25 protein-coding genes, 1 tRNA gene and 1 riboswitch are annotated in these 26,050 nt (G+C 71.6%); of the genes, 14 read left to right on the top strand and 12 right to left on the bottom strand.

The window, feature by feature from the left end; all coding sequences use genetic code 11:
• Window positions 1–64: 64 nt before the first annotated feature.
• Window positions 65–229, bottom strand: a complete 165-nt coding sequence (locus tag ACJX2R_RS25805) for a hypothetical protein (protein WP_165556256.1) — start codon at window positions 227–229, stop codon at window positions 65–67.
• Window positions 230–466: 237 nt separating this feature from the next.
• Here ACJX2R_RS25805 and ACJX2R_RS25800 point away from each other — a divergent pair, with 237 nt between their 5' ends.
• Window positions 467–1,492, top strand: a complete 1,026-nt coding sequence (locus ACJX2R_RS25800; protein ID WP_262702216.1) for a 6-phosphofructokinase — start codon at window positions 467–469, stop codon at window positions 1,490–1,492.
• Between the two features lie 31 nt (window positions 1,493–1,523).
• Here ACJX2R_RS25800 and ACJX2R_RS25795 read toward each other — a convergent pair whose 3' ends face one another.
• Window positions 1,524–2,408: a universal stress protein gene (locus ACJX2R_RS25795; RefSeq protein WP_413102067.1), complete on the bottom strand. Its 885-nt coding sequence runs from the start codon at window positions 2,406–2,408 to the stop codon at window positions 1,524–1,526.
• Window positions 2,409–2,697: 289 nt separating this feature from the next.
• Here ACJX2R_RS25795 and ACJX2R_RS25790 point away from each other — a divergent pair, with 289 nt between their 5' ends.
• Window positions 2,698–4,104, top strand: coding sequence for a DUF6777 domain-containing protein (locus ACJX2R_RS25790; RefSeq protein WP_413102066.1), 1,407 nt, complete (start codon window positions 2,698–2,700; stop codon window positions 4,102–4,104).
• A 105-nt stretch (window positions 4,105–4,209) separates the two neighbouring features.
• Here the strand turns inward: ACJX2R_RS25790 and ACJX2R_RS25785 are convergent, their stop codons facing one another.
• Both ACJX2R_RS25785 and ACJX2R_RS25780 read right to left on the bottom strand, forming a co-directional pair.
• On the bottom strand, window positions 4,210–5,802 hold the full coding sequence (locus tag ACJX2R_RS25785; RefSeq protein WP_413102065.1) for an alpha/beta hydrolase: 1,593 nt from the start codon (window positions 5,800–5,802) through the stop codon (window positions 4,210–4,212).
• The gene (locus ACJX2R_RS25780) at window positions 5,795–6,076 is read right to left on the bottom strand and encodes a hypothetical protein (protein WP_413102064.1); all 282 of its coding nucleotides are present in this window, start codon (window positions 6,074–6,076) and stop codon (window positions 5,795–5,797) included. Before ACJX2R_RS25780 ends, ACJX2R_RS25785 begins: the two co-directional genes overlap by 8 nt.
• A 153-nt stretch (window positions 6,077–6,229) precedes the next feature.
• Here ACJX2R_RS25780 and ACJX2R_RS25775 point away from each other — a divergent pair, with 153 nt between their 5' ends.
• A complete protein-coding gene (locus ACJX2R_RS25775; RefSeq protein WP_413102063.1) occupies window positions 6,230–7,411 on the top strand; it encodes a sensor histidine kinase in 1,182 nt (393 codons plus the stop codon).
• Window positions 7,412–8,089 (top strand): response regulator transcription factor, encoded by a 678-nt coding sequence (locus ACJX2R_RS25770; protein ID WP_413102062.1) that lies wholly within the window; start codon window positions 7,412–7,414, stop codon window positions 8,087–8,089.
• Window positions 8,090–8,224: 135 nt separating this feature from the next.
• On the opposite strand, the gene ACJX2R_RS25765 is transcribed toward ACJX2R_RS25770, so the two are convergent.
• The 4 genes from ACJX2R_RS25765 to ACJX2R_RS25750 form a co-directional block, all read right to left on the bottom strand.
• A tRNA-Ser gene (locus ACJX2R_RS25765) sits at window positions 8,225–8,311 on the bottom strand.
• A 68-nt stretch (window positions 8,312–8,379) separates the two neighbouring features.
• Entirely contained in the window at window positions 8,380–8,880 is a 501-nt protein-coding gene (gene tadA / locus ACJX2R_RS25760) for a tRNA adenosine(34) deaminase TadA (RefSeq protein WP_413102061.1), read from the bottom strand.
• Between the two features lie 18 nt (window positions 8,881–8,898).
• The gene (locus ACJX2R_RS25755) at window positions 8,899–9,435 is read right to left on the bottom strand and encodes a hypothetical protein (protein ID WP_165556255.1); all 537 of its coding nucleotides are present in this window, start codon (window positions 9,433–9,435) and stop codon (window positions 8,899–8,901) included.
• Window positions 9,436–9,626: 191 nt separating this feature from the next.
• On the bottom strand, window positions 9,627–9,794 hold the full coding sequence (locus tag ACJX2R_RS25750; protein WP_413102060.1) for a hypothetical protein: 168 nt from the start codon (window positions 9,792–9,794) through the stop codon (window positions 9,627–9,629).
• 177 nt (window positions 9,795–9,971) lie between these two features.
• Here ACJX2R_RS25750 and upp point away from each other — a divergent pair, with 177 nt between their 5' ends.
• Window positions 9,972–10,607, top strand: a complete 636-nt coding sequence (upp, locus tag ACJX2R_RS25745; protein WP_020870138.1) for a uracil phosphoribosyltransferase — start codon at window positions 9,972–9,974, stop codon at window positions 10,605–10,607.
• 12 nt (window positions 10,608–10,619) lie between these two features.
• Here upp and ACJX2R_RS25740 read toward each other — a convergent pair whose 3' ends face one another.
• Both ACJX2R_RS25740 and ACJX2R_RS25735 read right to left on the bottom strand, forming a co-directional pair.
• A complete protein-coding gene (locus ACJX2R_RS25740; protein WP_413102059.1) occupies window positions 10,620–11,318 on the bottom strand; it encodes a LytR C-terminal domain-containing protein in 699 nt (232 codons plus the stop codon).
• A 132-nt stretch (window positions 11,319–11,450) separates the two neighbouring features.
• A complete protein-coding gene (locus ACJX2R_RS25735) occupies window positions 11,451–11,750 on the bottom strand; it encodes a type II toxin-antitoxin system VapB family antitoxin (protein WP_014061825.1) in 300 nt (99 codons plus the stop codon).
• A 153-nt stretch (window positions 11,751–11,903) separates the two neighbouring features.
• Window positions 11,904–12,078, top strand: a riboswitch (TPP riboswitch).
• 25 nt (window positions 12,079–12,103) lie between these two features.
• Here ACJX2R_RS25735 and ACJX2R_RS25730 point away from each other — a divergent pair.
• Entirely contained in the window at window positions 12,104–13,684 is a 1,581-nt protein-coding gene (locus ACJX2R_RS25730; RefSeq protein WP_413102058.1) for an SDR family oxidoreductase, read from the top strand.
• 69 nt (window positions 13,685–13,753) lie between these two features.
• On the opposite strand, the gene ACJX2R_RS25725 is transcribed toward ACJX2R_RS25730, so the two are convergent.
• On the bottom strand, window positions 13,754–15,064 hold the full coding sequence (locus tag ACJX2R_RS25725) for a cytochrome P450 (protein ID WP_413102057.1): 1,311 nt from the start codon (window positions 15,062–15,064) through the stop codon (window positions 13,754–13,756).
• Between the two features lie 166 nt (window positions 15,065–15,230).
• On the opposite strand from ACJX2R_RS25725, the gene ACJX2R_RS25720 reads away from it, so the two are divergent.
• On the top strand, window positions 15,231–15,641 hold the full coding sequence (locus tag ACJX2R_RS25720; RefSeq protein ID WP_413102056.1) for a BlaI/MecI/CopY family transcriptional regulator: 411 nt from the start codon (window positions 15,231–15,233) through the stop codon (window positions 15,639–15,641).
• A 3-nt stretch (window positions 15,642–15,644) separates the two neighbouring features.
• The gene (locus ACJX2R_RS25715; RefSeq protein WP_413102055.1) at window positions 15,645–16,592 is read left to right on the top strand and encodes a M56 family metallopeptidase; all 948 of its coding nucleotides are present in this window, start codon (window positions 15,645–15,647) and stop codon (window positions 16,590–16,592) included.
• Between the two features lie 98 nt (window positions 16,593–16,690).
• On the opposite strand, the gene ACJX2R_RS25710 is transcribed toward ACJX2R_RS25715, so the two are convergent.
• Complete coding sequence (locus tag ACJX2R_RS25710) at window positions 16,691–17,146, bottom strand: tellurite resistance TerB family protein (RefSeq protein WP_413105951.1); 456 nt, start codon at window positions 17,144–17,146, stop codon at window positions 16,691–16,693.
• 315 nt (window positions 17,147–17,461) lie between these two features.
• On the opposite strand from ACJX2R_RS25710, the gene ACJX2R_RS25705 reads away from it, so the two are divergent.
• The 6 genes from ACJX2R_RS25705 to ACJX2R_RS25680 all read left to right on the top strand — a co-directional run bounded on the left by ACJX2R_RS25705 (window position 17,462) and on the right by ACJX2R_RS25680 (window position 25,979).
• Window positions 17,462–18,556 (top strand): acyltransferase family protein, encoded by a 1,095-nt coding sequence (locus tag ACJX2R_RS25705; RefSeq protein WP_413102054.1) that lies wholly within the window; start codon window positions 17,462–17,464, stop codon window positions 18,554–18,556.
• Between the two features lie 220 nt (window positions 18,557–18,776).
• Entirely contained in the window at window positions 18,777–21,128 is a 2,352-nt protein-coding gene (locus ACJX2R_RS25700; protein WP_413102053.1) for a terpene synthase family protein, read from the top strand.
• Window positions 21,129–21,330: 202 nt separating this feature from the next.
• Window positions 21,331–21,627 (top strand): hypothetical protein, encoded by a 297-nt coding sequence (locus ACJX2R_RS25695; protein ID WP_262702202.1) that lies wholly within the window; start codon window positions 21,331–21,333, stop codon window positions 21,625–21,627.
• Entirely contained in the window at window positions 21,624–23,177 is a 1,554-nt protein-coding gene (locus ACJX2R_RS25690) for a sodium:solute symporter family protein (RefSeq protein WP_413102052.1), read from the top strand. Before ACJX2R_RS25695 ends, ACJX2R_RS25690 begins: the two co-directional genes overlap by 4 nt.
• On the top strand, window positions 23,174–24,598 hold the full coding sequence (locus ACJX2R_RS25685; RefSeq protein ID WP_413102051.1) for an amidase: 1,425 nt from the start codon (window positions 23,174–23,176) through the stop codon (window positions 24,596–24,598). The genes ACJX2R_RS25690 and ACJX2R_RS25685 overlap by 4 nt, the downstream gene beginning before the upstream one ends.
• Window positions 24,599–24,677: 79 nt before the next feature.
• Entirely contained in the window at window positions 24,678–25,979 is a 1,302-nt protein-coding gene (locus ACJX2R_RS25680; protein WP_413102050.1) for a PucR family transcriptional regulator, read from the top strand.
• Window positions 25,980–26,050 lie beyond the last annotated feature (71 nt).

The following is a 26,050-nucleotide window of genomic DNA, read 5'->3' as shown; positions in this document are numbered from 1 at the left end:
AAATCGCCCGATAAGGGACTGAGGGGAGCGTGGGTGCGAGGGCGGGAACGGGAGGGGCGCGAGGCTAGTTGGTCAGTTCCGTCATGAACTCGCCGACGCTCTTGGCGGCGTCCGATATGCCCTCGAAACCGACCTGGACGAGGTCGGCTGCCCGGGCCGGCGTCTTGATGATCGTGTACAGCACGAAGACGATCAGCATATAGAGCGCGATTTTCTTCGCCTGGGCCATCTGTGCTGCCTCTCCCCGCTGTGCCCTTGTGCAGTTGCGAGAGTCTATCCACACCTCTGGCGCATCAGTCGTATCAGTCGGATGAACAGATCGGTGTTGTGGGGACACCCCTACGCCGCTGTGGGCACCGCGCTACATATGGGTGGATTCTGGAGAAAGAGGGGGTGGCAAGAGTGGCGCCGGAAGGAGCGGCGACGGCGACGGCAGCGGCTCGCGCCGTCGGCGGAGGGAGCGGAGATGCGTGTCGGTGTGCTGACCGGCGGCGGTGACTGCCCCGGGCTCAATGCCGCGATCCGCGGCATCGTCCGGAAGGGCGTGGAGGTCCACGGCTTCGAGTTCGTCGGAGTGCGGGACGGCTGGCGCGGCGCGCTCGAAGGGGCCATCGTGCCGCTGGACGTCCCGGCGGTGCGGGGCATCCTGCCGCGCGGCGGCACCATCCTCGGCTCCTCCCGGACCAACCCCCTGGCCGGCGAGGGCGGGGTCGACCGGGTGCGGGAGACGCTCGCCGAGTACGAGGTGGACGCGCTCATCGCGATCGGCGGCGAGGACACGCTCGGGGTCGCCGCGGCGCTGGCGGGCGAGGGCATCCAGGTGGTCGGGGTGCCCAAGACGATCGACAACGATGTGGCGGGCACCGACTACACCTTCGGCTTCGACACCGCCGTCAACATCGCAACCGAGGCGATCGACCGGCTGCACACCACCGCCGAATCCCACACCCGCACCCTGGTCGTCGAGGTCATGGGGCGGCACTCCGGCTGGATCGCCCTCCACTCGGGCATCGCGGGCGGCGCCAACGTCATCCTGATCCCCGAGCAGCCCTTCGACATCGACCAGGTCTGCGCCTGGGTGGAGAACCGCTTCACGATCCGATACGCGCCGATCGTGGTGGTCGCGGAGGGGGCCGTGCCGAAGGAGGGCCAGATGGTGGTCAAGGACTCCAGCCTGGACGAGTTCGGCCATGTCCGGCTGTCCGGTATCGGCGAGTGGCTGTCCCATGAGATCGCCGATCACACCGGCAAGGAGGCCCGCACCACGGTCCTGGGCCATATCCAGCGCGGTGGCACGCCCAGCGCCTTCGACCGCTGGCTGGCCACCCGCTTCGGGCTGCGCGCGATCGACACGGTCAAGGACCGGGACTTCGGCACGATGGTGGCGCTGCGCGGCACGGACATCGTGCGGATACCGCTCGCGGAGGCCACGGTGGGCACCAAGGGCGTCGATCCGGCGCTGTACTCGGAATTCGGGGTGTTCTTCGGCTGAGCGCCTGCGGGGCGTGGGCGGGAGGGCGGACTCAGGGCCCCGGGTGCGGTACGACCGTCACCGGGCAGTGGGCGTGGTGCAGCACCGCATGGGCCACCGGCCCCAGCCGCAGCTGGGTGGGCCGGGTGGCCGTACGGCGCCCGATCACCAGCAGCCCGGCCCGCTCCGAGGCTCTGACCAGCGCCTCCGCCGGATTGAGCAGAACGACGTCCGGCACCACGGTGACCTCGGGGCAGTCCTCCCGCCACGGCCGCAGGGCGTCGGAGACCACCTGGCTCTCCTGGTCCTCCCACATCGCGCGGTCCTCCTCCAGCACCGTGAGCATCCAGGCCGATGGGGAGGCCGGGGGCAGCGCCCAGGCGTGCACCACCCGCAGCGGGACGCCCCGCTCCTGGGCGGCGCGGAACGCGAAGGCGGCTGGCGCCTCCGCCGGGGCGTGCGCGTCGAAGCCGAGCTGCACCTCGTCCGCGTCCGTACCGTCCCACCCGGCACCCGTACGGTGCTCATCCGGCACCGTGACGACGGGGCAGTCCGCCATCGCCGCCACCCGCAGCGCCACGGAGCCCACCGCCAGCCCCTCGAAGCCGCCCCAGCCCCGGGCCCCGACCACCAGCAGCCCGGCGCTCGCGGCGGCCGTGAGCAGGGCCTCGGCCGGTTCTGCGGCGGTGTGCTCCCCGTCGATCCCGAGCTCCGGAAGGCGCGCCCGGAAGTCGGCCACGGTCTGCCCGAGCATCTGCTCGCCCACGTTCTGCCAGGCGTCCACCCCGGGCACCGGCGAGACCCTGCGCGGCAGCGGCGGGCAGGCGTGCACGAGGCGCAGCGCGACCCCGCGCCGCGCCGCCTCCCGCGCGGCCCACTCGGCCGCCGTAAGGCTGCGCCGGGAGCCGTCGACCCCCGCCACGACAGGGCCGCTCATCCGGATCTCCTCGCTGCCGTCCGTTCTCCTGCCAAATGGGGCACATCCGTTTAGTCTAGATACGCGACGAAGATCCGACATGGTCGGAGGATTCGCCGCGCACAGACCGCGAGGGGTAGTGACCGCCCCCGGTCCGGGCGCACCCCGGACCGGGGGCGGCTCTGCGAGCGGCGACGGGCAAACGCGGCCCAAGTCCCCCGAAGGTGGGGTGAGATGTCAAGGCTTCGGGGGAAGCGGGGGTATGCGGAGCGAGCGCAGGATGGGGGCGAGGTAAGGGAAGGAGAGGGAAATGCGCTCGATCTCATGGCACCTCACCTCGCGTCGTTCAGCATTCGTCGTCGGTTTCGTCGTCGTGGTCGCCGTCGTGGTGGTCCTTGGGATGGTCTCCTCCTCCGAAAAGGCGTCCGGGAAAGCCACCAAAGAAGCGCCGGGGGAAGCCCCTGGATACGCCTCGACGGTCGAATACCGGCGGGAACCCGTCGGAAAGACCTCGGTCCCCGCGTTCACCTCCTCCGTAGGCCGGGACCGCAAAAACGTGGTCTCGCCCTCCAACGGAGGCCGTGCCTTCCGCGGCAACACCCCCGGTCTCTACGCCGGCGTCCGCAACCGGCAGCCCTGTGACCGGCAGGGGCTGCTCCACGACCTCGACGCCGACAAGCAGAGGGGCGCCGCCTGGAGCAAGGTTCAGCACATCTCGCCCGACGGCATCCCCGGTTTCGTCAACCGGCTCACGAGCGCCACCCTGCGCTCCGACACCTACGCGAAGACCTACGGCTACCGCGGTGGGGTGAAGCCGGTGTCCGCCGTTCTCCAGGCCGGAACGGCGGTTTTCGTCGATGAGCGCGGTCTGCCCGTCGTGAAGTGCGACTCCGGAAATCCCGTAAGGGTCTCGGCCCCGCCGCGCAATGCCAAGCCGACCTTCACCGGGCCCGAGTGGAACGGATTCTCACGGAGCACGGTGACCGTCATCCGGCCCGCCACGAAGAACGCCAAGCACCTCGTCCTGGTGGGGATCGGCAAGGCCGAGCTGCTGAAGCGCCCGCTCGGTGACGGCGACGGCAGCGGCGACCCGCGGGACACGGTGCTGGCCCGCGCCGACTACCCCTCGTTCCTGGCGATGCCGGGCGAGCAGCACGCCCCTCGGCTGAGGGAGGCGCCGAAGGTCACCATGAAGCCGTCGGACCGGTTCACCCCGCTGGAGACCGAGCGCCCGTCCGGGACCCCCTCGCAGCAGTCGCAGCCCTCCGACGAGCCGACGGACCCCGGTCAGCAGCAACCCCAGGACCAGCCGTCGGACCCGGGTCAGCAGCCGCCGCAGGATCAGCCGTCGGACCCGGGTCAGCAGCAGCCGCAGGATCAGCCGTCGGACCCCGGCCAGCAGCAACCCCAGGACCAGCCGCAGGATCAGCCCCAGGATCAGCCGTCGGACCCGGGTCAGCAGCAGCCGCAGGACCAGCCCTCGGACCCCGGCCAGCAGCAGCCGCAGCCCCCTCCGAACCAGCCGCCGCCCAACCAGCCGCCCCCGAACCAGCCCCCGCCGAACCCGCCTCCGCCACCGCAGCCCCCTCCGAACCAGCCGCCGCCCAACCAGCCGCCGCCCAACCAACCGCCCCCGAACCAGCCCCCGCCCCAGCAGCCCCAGCCCGACCCCAACCAGCAACAGCCCCCGCAGCAGCCGCCCCCGTCCGGCCCCTGACGGGAACGGCCCCGGCGCGACCCGGGGCCGGTACAACACCCGCACACACAGGCGCAGGGCCCGGCTCGCGATGAGCCGGGCCCTCCCCTCTCCGGCCGGGACGGCTCACCCAGGCTCCGCCGCGCAGGCGAGATCCCGCGCCGGGTGCTGCCCGGTGGTCAGGAACGCCGTCACCGCGTCGTTCGCGCATGTGTTGGGGCCGAAGGGATAGACGCCGTGTCCACCCTGGTCGGCCGTCACCATCGTGGCCCGCTTCCCGAACGCCCGCCGCAGCTTCTCGGCTCCGGCCAGCGGTGTCCCCGGGTCGCGCTCGTTCTGCACCATGAGCACGTTCGACGGGCCCCGGTCACCGATGCGCACCGGCGGTTCGACCCGCTCGTCCGGCCAGAACGCGCACGGCCCGATGCCGGCCGTGGACGCGCCCAGCATGGGATACGTGAGCCGGTCGACCGCGACATTGCGCTGATACTCCCGGACCGTCTCCGGCCAGCGCGTATCGCCGCATATCACGGCGAAACGCGCGGCCATGAGGTTCTCCATGTTCGGCAACCGCGGGTAGGGCGGCAGCGGCCGGTCCGTTTCGAGCGCTCGCCAGCTCTTGGCCAGCAGGGGCATGGTCGCATCGCTGTAGAGGAGCTCGAACGTCATCCCACGGAACGCCGTCCCGTCGATGCCCCGCACCGGCTTCTTCTCCAGCCGCCTGGCGAGGTCGTAGAACTTCGCGGTCACCTGCCGCGGTGTGGTGCCCAGACCGTACTCGGGGTGCGCGGCCGCGAACTTCGCGAAGTCCGGGAAACGGTCCTCCATTCCGCGGGCGAACATCCGCATGGCTGTGTAGTCGTATCCACCGGGACCCAGGTTGCTGTCGAGCACGATCCGGTCGCTGCGCCCCGGGAACATCGTCGTGTACACCGCACCGAGGGAGGTGCCGTAGGAGGCACCGAGGTACGAGAGCTTCGGCTCGCCCAGTGCCGCCCGGATCCGGTCCATGTCGCGCGCGGTGTTCGCGGTGGTGGTGTGCGGCAGCATCCACGCCGTCCGCGAGGTGGCGCACTGTTCGGCGATGGTCCGGGCGTTCCCCGCCTCCCGTGCGACATCGGCCGCGGTGTGCGCGTAGGGCGGGAAGTTGCCGCGTTTCTGCTGTTCCGGCGTCAGGTCGCAGGTCACCGGCGTGCTGCGGCCGACGCCACGCGGGTCGAAGCCGATCACGTCGTAGGAGTCCAGCACCTTCTGCGGCAGCCCGGCCCCGGCGAGAACGGCCGGGTAGTCGAGTCCCGTACCGCCGGGGCCGCCCGGGTTGGTCAGCAGCACGCCGCGGCGTTGCGACGGCTTCTTGCTCGCCAGCCGGGAGATCGCGATCTCGATCTGACGGCCGTCGGGATCGCGGTAGTCCAGCGGGACTTTCAGCGTCGAGCACTCGAGACGGGACGAGGCCGCCGTACGAGGCGAGTCGGCTTTACGGGATGGGTCTGCCTTATGAGATGGGTCTGCCTTATGGGATGAGTCCGCCTTATGGGACGAGGCATCCTTACCGGATGAGCCGGCCTTCTCCGAGCACGGGCCCCACCGCACGGTCTCCGGTGTCGCCGCATCCGTGTCCGGCGTCGCCACCGACACTTGCGGAATCACGGTCAGCGCTACCGCGGTCATCGCCACCGTGGTCGCGGCGAGGGCGAGGGACAAGGTTTTTCTACGCATCTCTGATGTCTTCCTGACGGGCGCGGTGCGTGTGTGCCCAGCCACCGGACACCATGGCGACGAGGGCGATGAGTCCGAGGAGGATCAGCTGGCCGGTGAGGCCGCCGGGGACCCAGTTGAGGACGCCCCACAGCGGCTCGGAGTCCCGGTTGAGCAAAGCGCGGATCATCGCTTGGGCGGCCAGGACTGTGATCACCATCCCGACCGCCTCAAGGGCCACATAGCCACCCTTGCGCAACGCGCTTCTCCGTTTGGTGTTCGGTCGTCTCGGCACGGACACGAGTCTGTTCTGGCGGCCCGGCAGGCACATCAGCCCGGCGGCTCGCACCGACTTCGACCGAGGACGGGGTGGTGATTCGACTCCGGTCGAGGGTGCGTCAGCCCTCGGCCTGACGCACCGGCCGCACGGTGTCGCGATACTGACCAGGTGAACACGGACGTCGCGCCACGGCTCGGGTGGTGGCAGCAGACATGGCGGCTGGGCGCGGCCGCGGCGGTGGGCATACCGCTCTGGCTCTCCATCGGTGTGCTGATGCATGGGCAGACGGGTGAGACGGGCTCGTGGTTCGTCATCGGTGATCCGCTGGTGGCTCTCGGCTGCCTGACGGCGCTTCTGTGGCGGCGGCGGTTCCCGCTCGCCGTCGCCATGACGGTGGCGATCGCCTCGACCGCGTCGGCACTCGCCACCGGCGCCGCGTGCCTGGCGCTGGTTTCGCTCTCCACGCGTCGCCGCCCGGTGGAGAGCGGGGTCGTCGGGCTGGCCCTCGTGACCTCGTCACAGTTCACCGGCGGGCTCTACGCGGTCCAGCGCTCGTCCGGCTCGTGGTGGCTCGAACTCACGCTCCCGGCGCTGATCGCGGGCATCGCGGTGGCCATGGGCATGGCCATCGGGGCGCGCCGCGTCGAATTGCGGTCCTTGCGGGACCGGGCGGAGAGCGCGGAACGGGAACAGACCGCACGAGCGGCGCAGGCACGGGCGCTGGAACGAAACCGGATCGCCCGCGAGATGCACGACGTGCTCGCGCACCGGATATCCCTGGTCGCCATGCAGGCCGGAGTCCTGGACCACCGCGGCGACCTCACGGCCGAGGAGAACCGCGTGCTGGTCCGCGGCATCGCCGACGGCTCCCACCAAGCCCTGGAAGAACTACGGGACGTCCTCGGGGTGCTCCGGGCCGACCCGGGCCGCCCGGAGCCACCCCAGCCCTCCCTCGACCGCATCCCCGACCTGGTGGCCGACGCGCGCACATCCGGACTGGACGTCACGTTCACCACCACCGTGGCGGGAACACCGTCCGATGCCGCCGGGCGCACCTGCTACCGGATCGTCCAGGAAGGGCTGACCAACGCCGCCAAACACGCCCCAGGCGCACCCGTACGCATCACCCTCGAAGGAACGGCGGGCGACAACCTCACCGTCAGCGTCCACAACTCCCCAGCCGCCAGGGCAACCGCACCCCCACCGACATCGGGATTCGGTCTGCTCGGCCTCACCGAACGCGTCAACCTCGCCGGCGGGGAACTCGACCACCACCCCACACCCGACAAGGGATACGTCCTCACCGCGCGACTACCCTGGCCGAACCCCACCCACGAAAAGAGAGCATGAGTGGATACCGAGCGGGAGCCGGTGCGCGTCGTCATCGTCGACGACGACCAACTGGTGCGCATGGCGCTGCGGCTCGTCATCGACGGTGAACCGGACCTGACCGTCGTCGCGGAGGCGGCCGACGGGGACGCCGCGATCACCGTGGTGGACGAGCAGCGGCCGGACGTCGTCCTGATGGACGTGCGGATGCCCGGCCGCGACGGTCTCGGCACGACCCGGGAACTCCTCACCCGACCGGCGCCGCCGCGGGTGCTCATGCTGACCACGTTCGACTCCGACGATCTGGTGCTCGGCGCGCTGCACGCCGGAGCGCTCGGGTTCGTCCTCAAGGACACCCCGCCCGCGCGGATCCTCGACGCGGTGCGGACCGTAGCGGACGGCAATCCCGTGCTCTCTCCGGCGGCCACGGCCCGGGTGATCGCCGCGGCCACCAGCCCGCAGTCCTCTCACGCTCGCGACTCGTCCCGCCAAGCCGCGCGGAAACAGCTGTCCGTACTGACCGAACGAGAACGCGATACGGCTCGGGCCATCGCGGACGGACTGGGCAACCCGGAGATCGCCGAGCGGCTGCACATCAGCGTCGCGACCGTCAAGGCGCACATAGGCAACCTGTTCGCCAAGCTGGCGGTCGACAACCGGGTACGGATCGCACTCCTGGTCCGCGACGCGGAGGAATGACCGGCCCGGCCCGGCGGGAGACCGACGCTGCCGGCGAGGGCAGCCGCTGCCTGGATGTGTCCACACGACTGGTGGACACATCCACACGCACAACACCCCCTGCCCTGCGTTTCCGCAAGCCAGGGGGTGCAAGAGCGGTAGCGGTGGGATTTGAACCCACGGAGGAGTTGCCCCCTCACGCGCTTTCGAGGCGCGCTCCTTCGGCCGCTCGGACACGCTACCGAGGGAGAGCCTAGCGGACGGGTGGCCGGGAACCGAAATCGGTTCCGGGACCGGCCCCCGCGGCGGGCTCAGGGCTTGCGGAAGAAGGCGGTCAGGGGGGCCGCGCACGCCTCCGCCAGGACGCCCCCGATGACCTCCGGGCGGTGGTTGAGGCGGCGGTCGCGGACGACGTCCCAGAGGGAGCCGACCGCGCCGGCCTTCTCGTCCACGGCGCCGTAGACCAGCCGGTCGAGGCGGGACAGGACGATCGCGCCGGCGCACATCGTGCACGGCTCCAGGGTGACCACCAGGGTGCAGCCGGTCAGCCGCCAGCCGCCGAGGTGGTGGGCGGCGGCTCGGAGGGCGAGGACCTCGGCGTGGGCCGTGGGGTCGCCGTGGGCCTCGCGCTCGTTGCGGCCGCGGCCGAGTACCGAGCCGTCCGGGCCCAGCACGACGGCGCCGACCGGCACATCTCCCGTCTCGGGTGCCCGTACCGCCTCCTCCAGCGCCAGGCGCATCGGTTCGCGCCAGGGGTCGCGCAGGGGGTCGGGGTCGGGGCCGGGCAGGAGGCCGGTCAGCGGATCGGTCATGACATCAGTGTGCGGCGGTCAGCGCACCGCCTCCAGCCCCTCCATGCTGCACCCGAGCATCTCGGCGATCGATTCGAGGGCGTCCCCGTCGAGGGCCTTCAGCTCCTTCTCGTCCATGCCGAGGTCGGCCAGGATGTCGGCGTCGCCGAGCGGGCCGATCGGGACCGGGGCGTCGTCCGCGTCCTCGTCGTCCCGGTCCGGCTCGCCGTCCTCGGTGCCGTCCAGGTCGACCAGGCTGTCCAGATCGTCGTCGGGGTCCCGGCCGAGCAGCTCGTCGGTGAGCATCGAGCCGTACGAGGTGCGGGCGGCCGCTGCCGCGTCCGATACGTAGATGTGCGGGTCGTCCTCGCCGTCCACGCGGACGACGCCGAACCACGCGTCTTCGTGCTCGATGAAGGCCAATACCGTGTCGTCGTCCTTGGAGGCCAGACGGGCCAGTTCGATCAAGTCCGTCAGGGTTTCCACGTCATCGAGCTCTGTGTCGCTCGCTTCCCACCCTTCTGCGGTGCGCGCGAGCAATGCGGCGAAGTACACCGTGACTCTCCCACTGGTCATAGGCGTGCCGGGGGCGGGCGGGACAGTGTCCCGCCCCAATCGGAATCGTGGCAGAAACCTTCGCTTCGCGAGAGGTCTTCCGCGCTGCGTCGTGCACCAGTCCAAAGAGATGTGGCTCACGCGGACGGAATCGAAACGCGCGGAAACCGTCTCCGGCGGTTGGGCGGAAGCTCACCAGGGCTCACCGGAGCTCACCAGGAGAACGTCCGCAGGTGTATCGCCCGGCGCATCCGGGCCGCGCGGGCCTGCCGGGGACGCACCTGGTTCCGTACCGCCCGGGCCTCGTTCAGCGCGCGCAGGAAGCGGTCGCGACGGCGGCGGCGGTCCGCGGCGGTTTCCCTCGCGGTCACGTCGGCCATGGTCACTCACTCCTCGGGGCCGGGGTATCGCCCGGCGGGGACCCGAGCGCTGTTGCCCACTTTCCCCCGAATCGGAGGTTTGATGCCAATGCGGCGGCAGACGGTCGAGCGCGGAGAGGCGCACCGAGGGCGTCACCGGCGGGAGCCGGGCTCCGGGGCTCGGTTAGTGTCGTTGCCATGCGGATCCACGTCGTCGACCACCCGCTGGTGGCGCACAAACTCACCACGCTGCGCGACAAGCGCACCGACTCCCCCACCTTCCGGCGGCTCGCCGACGAGCTGGTGACCCTGCTCGCGTACGAGGCCACGCGCGATGTGCGCACCGAGCAGGTCGACATCGAGACCCCGGTGACGGCCACGACCGGGGTGCGGCTGTCGCATCCGCGTCCCATGGTCGTGCCGATCCTGCGGGCCGGTCTCGGGATGCTCGACGGCATGGTGCGGCTGCTGCCCACCGCCGAGGTCGGCTTCCTGGGCATGATCCGCGACGAGGAGACGCTCCAGGCCTCCACCTACGCCACCCGGATGCCCGAGGATCTCTCCGGCCGTCAGGTCTACGTCCTGGACCCGATGCTCGCCACCGGAGGGACGCTCGTCGCGGCGATCAGGGAGCTGATATCGCGGGGCGCCGACGATGTGACCGCGCTGTGTCTGCTGGCGGCGCCCCAGGGCGTCGAGCTCATGGAGCGCGAGCTCGCCGGGGCGCCGGTGACGGTGGTCACCTCGTCCGTCGACGAGCGGCTCAACGAGCAGGGGTACATCGTGCCGGGGCTCGGCGACGCGGGCGACCGGATGTACGGGGCCGCGGGCTGAGCCACGCCCGGCTCACCGGCGGCAGGGCGATCCGGAGGGTGCGGGCGAGGGCTTGGCCAGGGCGGCCAGCGCCTTGTCCGCGTCCTTCTGCGCGACCAGGTCCTTGAAACCGTTGCCGATGATCAGGTCGATGTCCTTGCCGTCGCGCGCGTCGTTCTTGGTCTGGGCGCCGGTGAGCTGCGTGCCGAGCACATTGAAGGCCCCGTCGCCGGCGCCGGGGGCGCCGAGCAGCATCCCGGTGGCCTTGACCTTCTTGTCGTACCGGGTCGGGGCGTTGCCCACCTTCCCGATCTTGAAGCCGCGCTTCTCCAGTTCCTTGGCGGTGTCCTTGGCGAGGCCGGAGCGCGTGGTCGCGTTGTAGACGTTGACGGTGATCTGGGAGGGCTTCGGCAGCTTCCCGCCCGTACGGCCGCCGCCCTGGCCGCTCTGACCGCTGTCGGACCGGCCGGACTTGGCGTTTCCGTCCGGGTGCTTGTCGCCGCGCTCGCAGTCCCCGGTGCCGTGCGCCGCGCGGACCTTCTGGTCACCGCTGTCGCCGGAGAAGACGTCGATGAGCTGAAGGGTTCCCCACCCGACCAGGCCGAGCGCCAGAACCGAGCCGAAGGCGGTGAACATCAGCCGCCGGCGGCTCCGGGGCCGGCTCATCCGCGGGTAACGATCGCCCGTAATGCGGTACTTTCCGCCCATGCCGGGAGGGGTCAGCATGCTCATGTGCGCAGCGTAGTGCGGCCAGGTGGCGATGCCTACTAAATGATCAATGGTTGGTGCTCAGACCAACCCGAAAGGGCCAACAGAGATCGGAAGCCGATCAACGGCGATCGGTCACCGGGGGCGTGGGCGCGGTCAGCCCTCGAGCTCCAGTACGCGCGCGTGCAGCACCTGGCGCTGCTGGAGCGCGGCGCGCACCGCCCGGTGCAGCCCGTCCTCCAGATAGAGGTCGCCCTGCCATTTCACGACATGGGCGAAGAGGTCCCCGTAGAACGTGGAGTCCTCGGCGAGCAGCGTCTCCAGGTCGAGCTGCTGCTTCGTCGTGACCAACTGGTCAAGACGTACCGGGCGTGGGGCGACATCCGCCCACTGGCGGGTGGATTCCCGGCCGTGGTCGGGATAGGGCCGACCGTTTCCGATGCGCTTGAAGATCACACGGAAAGCCTACCGGGCAAGCCCCTCCCGGCGCAGCCAAGGCGCCCGAGTGCCGGGCCGGAGCCGGGCCCCGCCGCGCTCAGAAAATTGGAAAAAATACGCGAAAAGGGCTAGGCGCTCATGGGTGCCCGGAGTAACGTAAATAACAGCCTGCGGGGCGAGCGAGGGAGCTCGACCGGAGAGGCGTTCATGACAGAGGACGTAAGTCCTCCGAGAGAGCGTCTTCTAGATGGCCGGGCTGAGAGGCTCGAAGGTCGGGGAGACCTGAGAGCGACCTCCAACACCTGATACGGACAATGCCGCCGAAGGGAGCCCACCTCGCAGGTTTCGTGCTGCCCGCGCACCATGGCCTCATGGCCGTTCCTTACCGCCCGCCGGGCCCACACGGTGCGCCGGAGCCGCGGCGCTGCCTGGTCACCGGGGCCACCGGCTATATCGGCGGCAGGCTGGTGCCCGAGCTGCTGGCCGCGGGGCACCGGGTGCGATGTGTGGCCCGCTCCCCCGAGAAACTGCGCGACCAGCCCTGGGCGGGGCGGGTGGAGACCGTACGCGGCGATGTGACCGACGAGGAGTCCGTGCGCGCCGCCATGGAGGGCGTGGACGTCGCGTACTACCTGGTCCACGCGCTGGGCACCGGATCCGGCTTCGAGGAGACCGACCGCCGCGCCGCCCGGATCTTCGGCGAACGGGCCAGGGCCGCGGGGGTGCGCCGGATCGTCTACCTCGGTGGGCTGACCCCGGAGGGCGTCCCCGAGCGCGCGCTCTCGCCCCATCTGCGGTCCCGGGCCGAGGTGGGCCGGGTGCTGCTGGACTCCGGGGTGCCGACGGCCGTGCTGCGGGCCGGAGTGATCATCGGCTCGGGCTCGGCCTCGTTCGAGATGCTGCGCTATCTCACCGAGCGGCTGCCCGCGATGGTGACGCCCCGCTGGGTGCGCACCCGCACCCAGCCGATCGCCGTCCGCGATGTGCTGCGGCTGCTGGTGGGCTGCGCCACACTGCCGGACGAGGTGCACCGGACCTTCGACATCGGCGGCCCCGACGTCCTCACCTACCGCGCCATGATGCGGCGGTACGCGCGGGTGGCCGGGTTGCGGCGGCGGCTGGTCGTGCCGGTGCCGGTGCTCACCCCCAAGCTGTCCAGTCTGTGGGTCGGCCTGGTCACCCCCGTACCCGGCGCCATCGCCCGCCCGCTGGTGGAGTCGCTGCGCCATGAAGTGGTGTGCGCGGAACGGGACATCACCCGCCATGTGCCGGATCCGCCGGGCGGGCCGCTCGGCGTGGACCGGGCGCTGGAGCTGGCCCTGCGGCGGATCCGCGACGCGGAGGTGGCCACCCGCTGGTCCTCCGCCGCCACCCCCGGCGCCCCCAGCGATCCGCTGCCCACCGACCCCGACTGGTCGGGCGGCAGCCTCTACCAGGACCGCCGGGAGCGCGCGGTGGACGCCTCGCCGGGGGACGTCTGGCGGGTGGTGGAGGGGATCGGCGGGGAGAACGGGTGGTACTCGCTGCCGCTCGCCTGGGCGCTGCGCGGCTGGATCGACACCCTGGTGGGCGGTGTCGGGCTGCGCCGGGGCCGCCGGGACGCGGTGCGGCTCAGAGTGGGGGACAGCCTCGACTTCTGGCGGGTGGAGGAGGTCCTGCCGCCCCGGCTGCTGCGGCTGCGCGCCGAGATGCGGCTGCCGGGCCTGGCCTGGCTGGAGATGGTGGTCGACCGGGACGCGCGGGGCGGGACGGTGTACCGGCAGCGGGCGCTGTTCCATCCGCGCGGTCTCGCCGGGCATCTGTACTGGTGGTCGGTCGCGCCGTGCCACGCGCTCGTCTTCGGTGGCATGGCCCGGAACATCGCCGCCCGGGCCGAGAGGGGCGGGGCCGGGACGGGCAGGGGCGGGACGGACGCGGCCGGGACGAGAGCGTCCGCGTTCCGCGCCCGGTGAGCCCCGCTGGTCCGGGGCGCCTGGAACCCGCGGTCTGCCCGACCGGTCCGGGGCCGCTGAACCCCGCCGTCACCGGGGCCCGTTCGGGGGGCGGTTCCGGGATCCGTTCGGGGGGCGGTTCCGGGATCCGTTCGGAGACCCGCTCGGCCGCAGCCCCTCGAAGGCGAGCGGCAGATGCCGTGGCCCGCGCAGCACCGCGTTGCGCCGGTAGGTCGGCGGGTCCTCCAGCAGCCGTGGCCCGTCCAGCCGGCGGGCCAGCTCGGTCAGCGCGATCTGCGCCTCCAGCCGGGCCAGTGGGGCGCCGAAACAGCTGTGGACACCGCCGCCGAAGCCGAGGTGCTGGTTGTCCCTGCGCTGCGGATCGAACCGGTCGGGGTCGGGGAAGCGCTGCGGATCGCGGTTGCCCGAGGCCAGCAGCAGCCACACGGACGCCCCCCGGGGGATGGTCACGCCCGCGATGTCGATCTCGGAGAGCGGGGTGCGCCGGGGCAGCATCTGCACCGGCGGATCGAACCGCAGCAGCTCCTCCACGAGCGGGACGACCAGATGGGGGTCCTCGCGCAGCCGGGCGAGCACATCGGGGTTGCGCAGCAGGGTCAGCATTCCGTTGGTGATCAGGTTGACGGTGGTCTCGTGCCCCGCCACCAACAGCAGCGCCGCGGTGCTCAGCAGTTCCACCCGGCTCATCCGCCCCTCCGGCCCCTCCCCGCTGACCAGGGCCGAGAGCATGTCGTCGCCGGGTGCGCGGCGGCGCTCCTCGATCAGCTCGGACAGATACGTCGCCAGTTCCGTACGGGCCTGCCGGATGATCCGCCGCCGCTCGGCGGCGTCCGCCTCCGGGCCGGGGTCCGGACTGGCGGCGAGGGTGTCGGCCCAGGCGTGGAAGCGCGGCTCGTCCTCCCGTGGCACCCCGAGCAGCCGGCAGATCACGGTCACCGGGAAGGGGTAGGAGAAGTGGTCGACGAGATCGATCCGGTCCCGCCCCGCGAAGCCGTCGATCAGCTCGCCGACGATACGGGTGAGTTCACCGCGCATCTCGTGGAGCCGGCGCGGGGTGTGCGGCGGGCCGAAGGGCGCCGTCGCGAGGCGGCGCAGCCGGTCGTGCTCGGGCGGGTCCAGCCCCAGGAAGCTGGGCGGCAGCCCCGGGTCGTCCTCCTCCGTCAGCTCCGGGGCGGCCCGGGGGTCCAGGTTGCGCGCGTCGGAGCTGAGCCGGGGGTCGTGCAGCAGACCGTGGATCTCCCAGTAGGTGGAGACGATGTACGGTCCCTCCTCGTCGTGCACCACGGGGGTCTTGCGCAGCTCGGCGTAGATCGGGTACGGGTCGGCTCGATGGGCGTGGTCGGTGATCTGCCGTACGAGCGAGCCTTGCGTCTGCGTCATGGCTGAGTGCGTTCCTTCGTCGGGGTCGTCCCCCTGCTCAGCATCGGTGAGGCGGTCCGGACCCGCGCGTACAGCCAGGCCAAAGGGGCGAACGCGCGACCGTGGCCCGCTCGCTACGATGGAGCGCCGCGCGCCGGGCGCGTGCGGTGGGGAAGGAGACGGTGTGATGGACCACGACCGGACCGGCGGGCCCGGCTGGCCCCGCCGCCCCCGTCGGCGTGGCCAGGGCGAGCTGGAGGCGCAGGTGCTCGCGGCGCTGAGCCGGGCGCCGGGGCCGGTGACCGCCGCATGGGTGCAGGAGCGGATCGAGGGCGAGCTCGCCTACACCACGGTCATGACCATCCTGTCCCGGCTGCACGCCAAACAGGCCGTGACCCGTGAACGCGCGGGCCGCTCCTTCGTCTGGCGGGCGGCGTCGGACGAGGCGGGGCTCGCGGCGCTGCGGATGCGCCGGGTGCTGGACGGCCAGGACGACCGCGAGGCGGTCCTGGCCAGCTTTGTGACCGGGCTGACCCAGGACGACGAGCGGCTGCTGCGCGACCTGCTGAGCGACGTGGCGGAGGAGCCGGAGGACTGACCGATGGGCGTCTTCGTCTTCCTCCCGCTGGTTCTGCCCCTGACGGCGCTGCCGATCGCGCGGCTCGCCGAGCAACATCTCCATCCGCGCACCGCCACCCGGCTGCTGACGCTCGTCGGCACCGTCCTCGCGGTGTGCTCCACGCTCTGCCTGGGGCTGCTGATGGTCGTCGGCACGGCGCAGCTGCCCGGCAACCCGCTGCCGGACAGCTGGTCGGACCCCGAGGTGCGGGCGGCGGTGCCCTTTGACGTGGTGGCCGGGAAGGCGGCGATCGGCGCGCTGGCGGCGGTGGCCGTGTCCTGTACGGCCACCTGTCTGCGCCATGGCCGGGTGCGGCGGGACGCCCAGCTCGCGCTCGCCGGGCTGCCGGAGTCGCCGGTCGCGGTGCTGCCGGACGACAGGGCGTACGCGTACGCCCTGCCCGGAACCTCGGGGCGTACCGGGAAGCCGGGCCGGATCGTCGTCTCCACCGGGATGCTGGACAGCCTCAGCAGCCGCGAGCGGCGGGCCCTGATCGCGCATGAGCGCGCCCATCTGACCGCGCACCACCACCGCTATCTGCTGGCCGCGCAGCTCGCGGCGCGGGCCAACCCGCTGCTGCGGCCGCTGCGGGCCGCGGTGGACTACTGCGCCGAGCGCTGGGCGGACGAGGAGGCGGCCCAGGAGGTCGGCGACCGCCGGGTCACGGCGCGGGCGGTCGGCAAGGCCGCCCTGGTCTCCCGGGGCACGCCGGGGCCGGCGCTGGCCGGGTTCGCCGCGCCGGGGCCGGTGCCGCGAAGGGTCGCGGCGCTGCTGGAGCCGGTGCCGCCGTCCCGGCGCTGGCCGCCGACGTGGACGGCGGCGGGGCTGGCCCTGTGGATCGCGGCGGTGGGCACCGCCGCGTCCGCGCTGTCCTCGGCGAACGCGGCGGTCGCCCTGGTCCTCGTCCTGCACGCCGCGACCCCGCTGTAGCTCCTTACGGCTTGCGGGGCGGCCGTAAGGGCGCGGCTCATGGTTCACGGGGCGGCCGTAAGGCTGCCGCATACGCCTTACGGCCGCCCCGCTTCGCCTTACAGGTCGAACTCGGCCGGCGGCAGCTCCAGCGTGTAGCACGCCTCGCGGACCATGGCCTGCTCGGTCTTGTCGAAGTCGCCGTCCGCGCCACCGATGACGATGCCGATCTGGATCACGGCGCGCGCCTCGGCGGGCTTCTTCTTGGCCTTGGCGACCTCCTGCATCACGCTCACCTTGCCGAAGGCGAAGTCCGTGGTGAGCTTGTTGACGTAGTCGTTGAAGCGGCGCTGGAGATCGTCGGCCGGGAAGTTCTGAAGCACCTCGTTGGAGGCGATCAGCTGGGCGACGCGCTGCCGCTCGGACGGGTCGACGGAGCCGTCCGCCGCCGCCACCAGGGCACACATCGCCATGCTCGCGTCGCGGAAGGCGCCGCTCTTCAAGTCGTTCTTCTTCGAGACGAGCTGAGTCTGCATCGTCTGGGCGGACTCCCTGATGCGGTCCCACAGGGCCATGGCCACTCACACTCCATAGGGTCGTTAGGATCTACAGTTGTGTAGAAGCTAGCAGGCGGGGTCGGTCAAGACCGGGCGGATCGGCCCCTCTTCATCACTCCGTGAACTGATCGGAGAGGTAAAGAAGTTCCCAAGTTGGGGAGGTGACGGATGCGCTGGGCTGGGCGTAAACCCTTGTACGCGAGAGCTGAGCCTTTTGGGGCGCGAACTCGGGAGCGCCACTATGGTGCGTGGAATGTTCCACTCCACAACCCTCCGCCGAAACCCGGAAAGAGGCCGGAGTTTCCCCGCAGGTTCCCCGGGAGGGCGTATGTGATGAACGTCTCGCACTTACTGCCGACACTGCCCGCGCGGCGCGCACCGGCATCCCCGCCCCCGGAGGCGGCCCCGGCTCCGTCCCCCGCGCCGAAACAACGTGACGCGTTCTTCGACAACGCCAAATATCTGGCGATCGTGCTGGTCGCGATGGGGCATGCGTGGGAGCCCCTGCGAGACGGCAGCAGAGCGGCATCCGCCCTCTATATGACCGTCTACACGTTCCATATGCCGGCGTTCATTCTCATCTCCGGGTACTTCTCGCGGAATTTCGATCTCCGGCCGGACCGGCTCAAGCGGCTGATCACGGGTGTCGCCGTTCCGTACGTGCTCTTCGAGGTCGCGTACACCTTCTTCAAACGGTGGGCGGACGACGATCCGTCCTATCCGATCAGTCTGCTCGACCCCTGGTATCTGACCTGGTTTCTGATCGCGCTCTTCGTCTGGCGGCTGACCACGCCGCTGTGGCGGATCGCGCGGTGGCCGGTGGCGCTGGCCCTCACCGTCGCCGCGCTCGCCGCCTGTTCACCGAACATCGGTGACGACCTCGATCTACAGCGGGTGCTCCAGTTCCTGCCCTTCTTCGTGCTGGGGCTGCACATGCGGCCGGAGCACTTCCGGATGATGCGGCGGCGCGAGGTCAGATGGCTGTCGGTGCCGGTGGTCGCGGCCGCCGTGATCTTCGCCTACTGGGCCGCGCCGCGGATGAACCCGGCGTGGTTCTACCGTCGGGACAGCGCGCAGGAACTCGGTGCGCCGTGGTGGGTCGGGACGGTCATGACCTTCGCCCTCTTCGGCTGCTCCATGGTGCTCACCGTGTGCTTCCTCGCCTGGGTGCCCCGGCGCCGGATGTGGTTCACGGTGCTCGGCGCCGGGACGCTGTACGGCTATCTGCTGCACGGCTTCCTCGCCAAGGGCTCCCGCTTCTGGGACTGGTACGACCACCCTTGGCTGCACCGGCCGCTGGGCGAGATCGCGGTGACGGCGGTGGCGGTGGCCGTGGTGACGGCCTTGTGCGCGCCGCCCGTGCAGCGGGCGTTCCGGTTCGCGATGGAGCCGCGGATGGAGTGGGCCTTCCGGAGACGCGACGGATGATCGGCGGGCTCGACCGGCGCCCCCGACCGGCGCCCTCGACCGGTGTCCCTTGCCATGGGGGCGGTACGCGGCAAGGGGCGCCGGTCACGCGAGCGCACTTGTGTGACTAATTGGGCTTTCGGATAGGCGGGTTGCGGTATGGGTAACCCGTAGCCGACCCCAGCCCGTAGCCGGACGACGACTACGGGCCACCGTCGCACGGAGAGGTGCCGGCCCAGCAGTGACACAGCCCTTTCAACTCCCCGACTTCTACATGCCGTATCCGGCGCGGCTGAACCCCCATGTCCAGGCGGCACGGGAGCACTCCACCCGGTGGGCCCGCGAGATGGGCATGCTCGAGGGCTCGGGGATCTGGGAGCAGGAGGATCTCGACGCCCACGACTACGCCCTGCTGTGCGCGTACACCCACCCCGACTGCTCCGACGCGGAGCTCTCGCTGGTCACGGACTGGTATGTGTGGGTGTTCTTCTTCGACGACCACTTCCTGGAGACGTTCAAGCGCTCCCAGGACCGTGCGGCCGGTAAGGCGTATCTCGACCGGCTGCCCGCCTTCATGCCGATGGACCCGGCCGCCGGGACCCCCGAGCCCACCAACCCGGTCGAGGCGGGGCTCGCGGATCTGTGGGCGCGGACGGTGCCGTCGATGTCGGCGGACTGGCGGGCGCGGTTCCGGGAGAGCACCGAGAACCTGCTCAACGAGTCGCTCTGGGAGCTCTCGAACATCAACATCCACCGGGTCCCCAATCCGGTCGAGTACATCGAGATGCGCCGTAAGGTCGGTGGCGCGCCCTGGTCGGCCGGGCTGGTGGAGCATGCCGTGGGGGTCGAGGTCCCGGCGGTGATCGCCGGTTCGCGGCCGATGCGGGTGCTGCGGGACGCCTTCGCGGACGCGGTGCACCTGCGCAACGACCTGTTCTCGTACCAGCGGGAGATCGAGGACGAGGGTGAGCTCAGCAATGGCGTCCTGGTCCTGGAGACGTTCCTGTGCTGCACCACTCAGGAGGCGGCCGACTCCGTCAACGAGCTGCTCACCTCACGGCTTCAGCAGTTCGAGGACACCGCCCTCACCGAGCTCGGGCCGCTCTTCGCCGAGCACGGCCTGGACCCGGCGGCCTGCGCGGGGGTCCTCGCCTACGTCAAGGGGCTCCAGGACTGGCAGTCCGGCGGCCATGAGTGGCATATGCGCTCCAGCCGGTACATGAACGGCGCGCACGGTGCGGTCGGCCCGGACAGGGCACACGGCCCGGTCGGCCCGGACGGGGCGGACCGTGCGCATGACGCGGACGGCGCGGACAAGGCCCCGGCGTGGTCGCCCTTCGCGCTCGGCGGCCTCGGCACCTCCGCGGCCAGCCTGCCGCTGACCACGGGCCGGGCGGAGGCAGCCCGGATCCGCAGGTTCAGCCATGTCCCGTTCCAGAGGACCGGGCCCGCCCTGCTGCCGGACTTCTTCATGCCGTTCACCCTCCGGCTCAATCAGCATCTGCCCACCGCCCGCGACCACCTGGCCGATTGGGCGCATCGGATGGGCATCCTCGGACCGCAGCCCGGTGTCCCCGGTTCACACGTCTGGGACGAGCGGCGGATGCTTGCCGCCGACCTGTCGCTGTGCGCGGCCGGCATCCACCCGGACGGCTCCCCGGACGAGCTCGATCTGACGGCGGGCTGGCTGGCCTGGGGCACCTACGCGGACGACTACTACCCGGCGGTCTTCGGCCGCACCCACGACCTGGCCGGGGCCCGGGTCTGCAACGCCCGGCTCGGCGCGTTCATGCCGCTCGACGCGGGCCCCACCCCGGCCCCGGCGCACGCGCTGGAGCGGTCGCTGGCCGATCTGTGGAGCCGTACGGCGGGCCCGATGGAGGACCCGGCGCGCCGTGAACTCCGTACGGCCATAGAGGACATGACTGCCAGCTGGCTGTGGGAGCTGGTCAACCACACGAAGAACCGGATCCCCGACCCGGTCGACTACATCGAGATGCGCAGGCACACCTTCGGCTCCGACCTCACCATGAGCCTGTGCCGACTGGCGCGCGGACGGCGGGTGCCGCCCGAGGTCTACCGCAGCGGCCCGGTCCGGTCGCTGGAGAACGCCGCCATGGACTACGCGACGCTGCTGAACGACGTCTTCTCGTACCAGAAGGAGATCGAGTTCGAGGGCGAGGTCCACAACGGCGTCCTCGTCGTCCAGAACTTCTTCGACTGCGACTACCCGACCGGGGTCGCCGTCGTGAACGACCTGATGACGTCCCGGATGCGGCAGTTCCAGCATGTCGCGGCGCATGAGTTCCCGGTGCTGTACGACGACTTCGGCCTGGAGCCGGAGGCCCGGAAGGCGATGGACGGCTATGTGGAGGAGCTGCGCGACTGGATGTCCGGGATCCTGAACTGGCACCGGGAGGTCCCGCGCTACCGGGAAGAGGAGCTGATCCGCGCCCGTCGGCGGCCGATGGGGGCAGGGGCCGGGACCGTGCCGGTGGCCCCTTGGCACGGGCCCACCGGACTCGGCACCTCGGCCGCGCGGGTTCCGGTGCCCACCGGAGCCGCCGGATCACATCCGCGAGGACGTCCGTAAGGACCCCGGGAAGAACCGTAAGGATCGACCGTAAGGGCCTTAAGGGCCGTAAGGACCTCGGGAACGAGACCTCGGGCCGGCCGCCCCGCCTTTGTCCGCCGGGACAATGCGGGGCGGCCGCTTGTTGGCCGTCCGGCACGATGCCCGGCGCACGGGGTGGCCTGTTGAATGCCGCGCAGTCCCCTCGCGCCCTGGAGGTACCGTGTCGGCCGCAGCTGAAGATCCCGGCAGCCCGGGCCCCGGCCCGGACCCCGGCGTCGCCCCCGCCCCCACCAGGAGAACGTGGCGCGACTCGCTCCTCCTGCTGCCCGCCATCCCCGCGCTGGCCCTCCTCGCCTCCGTATGGCTGCCGTTCGTCAACGCCGAGCGGCTCTGGTTCGGGATGCCGTCGCTGTACGTCTGGATCTGCGCCTGGGTGCTCGCGCTCACCCCCGCGCTCGCCGCCGTCGAATGGGGCCTGTGGCGCCCCCGCGAGCGGGCGGGCGGTGAGCGCCGGTGAGCGTCGTCCTCGCGGTCTCCCTGCTGGGCATGTGCGCCCTCGCCCTGTGCGGTTTCCTCGGCCGGACCGGCCGCACCACCGATCTCGCCGAATGGGCCGTGGGGCAGCGGAACTTCGGCACTCTCGCGATGTGGTTCCTGCAAGCGGGCGAGGTGTTCACCACCTTCAGCTTCCTCGGCGTCGCCGGGGTCGCGTACGCGGGCGGCAACGCGGCCACGTACGCGATGGTCTATCTGGCCCTCGCCTTCCTCCTGCTCTACTTCATCCAGCCCAGGCTGTGGCGGCTGGGCGAGCGGCACGGCTATCTGACCCAGGCCGACTACTTCACCCAGCGGTACGGCAGCCCGCTGTACGGCAAGGTCATCGCCGTCATCGGCCTGGTGTTCCTGATCCCGTACCTCCAGCTCCAGATCACCGGGCTCGGCATGGTCGTCGGGCTGGTCACCGGCAGTACGGCCTCCGGGCGGCTGAGCATGGTGCTGGCCTCCGTGCTGACGGCGGCGTTCGTGCTGTGGTCGGGCATCCGGGGGCTCAAGAACAGCGCGTACTTCAAGGACGTGCTGACCCTCGGCGTCATGCTCGTCCTGGCCATCGCCGTCCCGCTGCACTACACCGGCGGTCTGGGCGAGGTGTTCCGGCAGGTGCACGAGGTCCAGCCGCAGATGCTGACCGTGCACTCCGGGGAGCGCGACCGGACGTGGTGGACGACCAGCGTGCTGACCTCGGCGCTCGCGGGCGGGCTGATGGCCACCCCGCACCACTGGCCGCCGCTGATGGCGGCGGGCGGACCGAGGGCCATCCGCACCAACAACGTCTTCATGCCGCTCTACCAGATCGCGCTGATGATCCCGATCACCATCGGGTTCACCGGGATGCTGGTGGCCCGGCCGGGTGGGGCCGGGGACCCGGACGGGATTCTGCTGACGCTCGCCCAGGGCGCCCTGCCGGGCTGGGCCACCGGGCTGGTCGTGGTCGCCGCGGCGGCGTCCGCGATGGTTCCGGCCGGGGCGATGTGCGTCGGCATCTCGACCCTGGTGGCGCGGAATCTGCTGCCCGCCCGCCGGGAGGCGGCCCGGATGGCGGTCAACCACAGTGTGGTGGTCCTGGCCATCGGGCTCGCGCTCACCCTCGGCATCCTGCGGCCGGGGCTGCTGGCCGACCTTCAGCTGCTCACGGTGAGCGGTTTCATCCAGATCGTGCCGGGGCTGCTGGCGGCGATCGGCCGTCGGCGGCTGCTGACCGCCCCGGGGGCGCTGGCGGGCCTGGTGACCGGTGAGGCGGTGGTGACCTGGCTGACCCTGGCCGAGGTGGAGACCCACCATGTGAACGCGGGCCTGGTCGCACTGGCGGTCAATGTGCTGGTGGCGGCCGCCGTGACGGCGCTCTTCCGCCGCCCGGCCGCTTCCCCAACCATGGATTCCGCCCGTGGGGCCCATTCCGCCCCTGGGGCCCATGAGGACCGTGGGACCCGTAAGGACGGCGAGCCTTACGAGGCGCGCGGTCCGAGGACCCGCGCAGCGACGACCATCGAGGAAGGCGAGCGACCGTGACGACGACGGATGACGATCTCTGCTTCAGGACCGCGCTGGACCTCAGCGCGCTGCTGCGCTCCCGCGAGCTGTCCGCGCGCGAGCTGCTCGAGGCCCATCTGGCCCGTATCGAACGGGTCAACCCCGCCGTCAACGCGATCGTCACCCTCGTCGCGGACCGCGCCCGCGAGGCGGCCCGGCAGGCCGATGAGCGGATCGCGGCGGGGGAGGAGCTCGGGCCGCTGCACGGGCTGCCCATCGCCCACAAGGACCTCCACAACACCGCGGGCATCCGCACCAGCCATGGCTCACCGCTCGCCGACGGCGTGCCCGACCAGGACGATCTGCTGATCGAGCGGATACGGGCCGCCGGGGCGATCACCCTCGGCAAGACCAACGTGCCCGAGTTCGGGGCCGGTTCGCACACCTTCAACCCCATATTCGGTGCCACCCACAACCCGCACGACCTGGGCCGCAGTGCGGGTGGCAGCAGCGGTGGCGCGGCGGCCGCGCTGGCCTCCGGCATGGTCCCGATCGCGGACGGCAGCGACACCGGCGGCTCGCTGCGCAACCCGGCCTCGTTCTGCAATGTCGTCGGGCTGCGCCCATCGCCCGGGCGCGTCCCCAACTGGCCCTCCCTGACCGCGTGGGCCACCCTCGGCGTCAAGGGGCCCATGGCCCGTACCGTGGCCGACACCGCCCTGCTGCTGTCCGCCATCGCCGGGCCCGACGCCCGGTCGCCGATCGCCCTGGAGGAGCCCGGCGCCCGCTTCGCCCGGCCCCTCGACCGCGATCTGACGGGGCTGCGGGTGGCCTGGTCACCGGATCTCGGGGGGCTGGTGCCGGTCGAGCCCGAGGTGTCCGCGGTGGTCGAGTCGGCGGCGGAGGTCTTCACCGGCCTCGGCTGCGTCGTGGAGCGGGCCTGCCCGGACCTGACCGAGGCCGAGGAGGTCTTCCGTACGCTGCGCGCCTCGGTCTTCGAGGTCGCCTTCGGCGCGCTCATGGACCGCCACCCCGACGGGCTGAAGCGGGCGATCCGGGAGAACGCCGAGGAGGGGCGCAAGCTCACCGGCCCGGACATCGGCCGCGCCGAGGTGCTGCACACCCTGCTCTACCACCGCGTCCGGGAGTTCTTCGGCCGCTATGACGTGCTGCTGCTGCCGGTGAGCCAGGTGGCGCCGTTCGACGTCGGCATCGAGTACCCGACGGAGATCGCCGGGGTGGCCATGGACGACTATCTGGACTGGATGCGCTCGGCGTATCTGATCAGCTCGACCGGCAGTCCCGCGCTGTCCGTACCGGCCGGGTTCACGCCCGGTGGGCTCCCCGTCGGGGTGCAGATCGTCGGGCCGCACCGGGCGGACTTCGCGGTCCTCCAGGTCGGCCACGCCTTCGAGCGGGCCACCGGGCACTGGCGGCGGCGCCCGGCGGGGATCGAGTAGCGCACACCCCTGGATAATCCGTGCCTTCGAGCATCAGAGTGAACGGGTCGGGGTAGTGCCCCGGGGACCGTTGGCGCTGATGAGCGGAGGAGCCATGTACGACGACTCCTCGTACGAGGACGCCTCGGACGGGCTGCTCTCCCTGGCCACCAGGGCCGCCGGGCTGGCCGGCGGCCCGGTCACCATCGAGGACGACGCGTCCGAGCTGATCACCTACTCCCCCGGTCAGGAGAACTCGGACGACGCGCGCATCGCCACGATCCTCAGCCGCCGGGTGCCCGACCGGTACCGCGTCCTGCTGCGCACCGAGCATCTGGACGAGCGGCTGGCGGGCTCCTCCGGCCCGTTCTACGCGGATCTGCGCGGGGCCGGGATCCTGCCGCGCGCGATCATGCCGATCCGGGCCGGTGACACGGCCATCGGCTCCATCTGGGCGATCGTGCCCTCCTCGCCGTCCCCCGAGCAGCGGGCCGCCCTGGAGGAGTCGGCCGCCTTGCTCGCGCCCCTGCTCGCCCGGCAGGCCGAACGTCGGCTGGCCGCGGACGCGCGGCGGACCGCCGCCGTACGGGCGCTGCTCCGTGGCGGGGACGAGGCCGTCGAGACGGCCCGTGAGCTGCCGTTGGGGCCGGGACCGCTGGCCGTGGTCGCCGTACGCCCGCTGCCGTCGGCGCCCGCGCCAGCGCCCGCCTCCGGCCCGTACGACGGCCGGTGTGACGGTGCGTACCTCAACCCGTACGACGGCCCCTGCGCGGGCCAGGGCGGTCCGCCCGGCGGTCCGCCCGGTGGTCCGCTGCGCCGGGCCCTCGCCGACCTCGACCGCAGACTCGCCGCGTTCCAGCCCGGTGGGCTCAGTGCGGAGATCGACGGTGTGGGCTATGCCGTGGTGCCGGTCGGCGACGAACAGCGGCTGCTGCGGGCCGTGGGGGAGCTGCCGGGGGCGGCGGCCGGTGTCGGCCGCACCGTCCCGGGGCCCGGTCGGCTCGGCCGCTCACGCGCCGACGCCGAGCTGGTGGTCCGGCTGCTCTCCCGGCTCGGCGCGACGCGGGAACGCACCGCCCACATCCGCGACGTCCAGCTGGACGCCCTGCTCATGCGGACCGTGGACCTGGCCGTCGAGGCGGGCCACGATCCGCTGGGCGCGCTCGCGGAGCTGGAGGAGTACGACCGCAGGCGCGGCACCGCGCTGCTGGACAGCGTGGACCGCTATCTGGCCGCCGGAGAGGACGCCCGGCTGGCGGCCCGTCAGCTGCATGTCCACCCCAACACCCTGCGCTACCGGCTGCGGCGGGCGCAGGAGATCACCGGGCTCGATCTGAGCGACCCCGCCGCCGCGTTCGACATCCGGCTGCGGCTGCGGCTGCGCGCGCTGCGTCTGCCGTAGCTCCGGCCCGGCGGAGCTTACGGGAGTGTCTCCGCCGCCCCGGCGACAAGACTCCGTTTGTCGTCGGCGAC

Origin of the sequence: Streptomyces sp. Inha503 (assembly GCF_047215865.1) — a bacterium.
Lineage (GTDB): Bacteria > Actinomycetota > Actinomycetes > Streptomycetales > Streptomycetaceae > Streptomyces > Streptomyces lycopersici.
The sequence above is the reverse complement of the archived record's forward strand: the minus strand, read 5'-3'. Positions and strand labels throughout refer to the sequence as shown.

What these genes read in the sequence shown, in the direction of transcription:
- ACJX2R_RS25805 (WP_165556256.1), bottom strand. Translation starts at nt 229, where the DNA reads ATGGCCCAGGCGAAGAAAATCGCGCTCTATATGCTGATCGTCTTCGTG.
- ACJX2R_RS25800 (WP_262702216.1), top strand. Translation starts at nt 467, where the DNA reads ATGCGTGTCGGTGTGCTGACCGGCGGCGGTGACTGCCCCGGGCTCAAT.
- ACJX2R_RS25795 (WP_413102067.1), bottom strand. Translation starts at nt 2,408, where the DNA reads ATGAGCGGCCCTGTCGTGGCGGGGGTCGACGGCTCCCGGCGCAGCCTT.
- ACJX2R_RS25790 (WP_413102066.1), top strand. Translation starts at nt 2,698, where the DNA reads ATGCGCTCGATCTCATGGCACCTCACCTCGCGTCGTTCAGCATTCGTC.
- ACJX2R_RS25785 (WP_413102065.1), bottom strand. Translation starts at nt 5,802, where the DNA reads ATGCGTAGAAAAACCTTGTCCCTCGCCCTCGCCGCGACCACGGTGGCG.
- tadA (WP_413102061.1), bottom strand. Translation starts at nt 8,880, where the DNA reads ATGACCGATCCGCTGACCGGCCTCCTGCCCGGCCCCGACCCCGACCCC.
- ACJX2R_RS25755 (WP_165556255.1), bottom strand. Translation starts at nt 9,435, where the DNA reads ATGACCAGTGGGAGAGTCACGGTGTACTTCGCCGCATTGCTCGCGCGC.
- ACJX2R_RS25750 (WP_413102060.1), bottom strand. Translation starts at nt 9,794, where the DNA reads ATGGCCGACGTGACCGCGAGGGAAACCGCCGCGGACCGCCGCCGCCGT.
- upp (WP_020870138.1), top strand. Translation starts at nt 9,972, where the DNA reads ATGCGGATCCACGTCGTCGACCACCCGCTGGTGGCGCACAAACTCACC.
- ACJX2R_RS25740 (WP_413102059.1), bottom strand. Translation starts at nt 11,318, where the DNA reads ATGAGCATGCTGACCCCTCCCGGCATGGGCGGAAAGTACCGCATTACG.
- ACJX2R_RS25730 (WP_413102058.1), top strand. Translation starts at nt 12,104, where the DNA reads ATGGCCGTTCCTTACCGCCCGCCGGGCCCACACGGTGCGCCGGAGCCG.
- ACJX2R_RS25725 (WP_413102057.1), bottom strand. Translation starts at nt 15,064, where the DNA reads ATGACGCAGACGCAAGGCTCGCTCGTACGGCAGATCACCGACCACGCC.
- ACJX2R_RS25720 (WP_413102056.1), top strand. Translation starts at nt 15,231, where the DNA reads ATGGACCACGACCGGACCGGCGGGCCCGGCTGGCCCCGCCGCCCCCGT.
- ACJX2R_RS25715 (WP_413102055.1), top strand. Translation starts at nt 15,645, where the DNA reads ATGGGCGTCTTCGTCTTCCTCCCGCTGGTTCTGCCCCTGACGGCGCTG.
- ACJX2R_RS25710 (WP_413105951.1), bottom strand. Translation starts at nt 17,146, where the DNA reads ATGGCCCTGTGGGACCGCATCAGGGAGTCCGCCCAGACGATGCAGACT.
- ACJX2R_RS25705 (WP_413102054.1), top strand. Translation starts at nt 17,462, where the DNA reads ATGAACGTCTCGCACTTACTGCCGACACTGCCCGCGCGGCGCGCACCG.
- ACJX2R_RS25680 (WP_413102050.1), top strand. Translation starts at nt 24,678, where the DNA reads ATGAGCGGAGGAGCCATGTACGACGACTCCTCGTACGAGGACGCCTCG.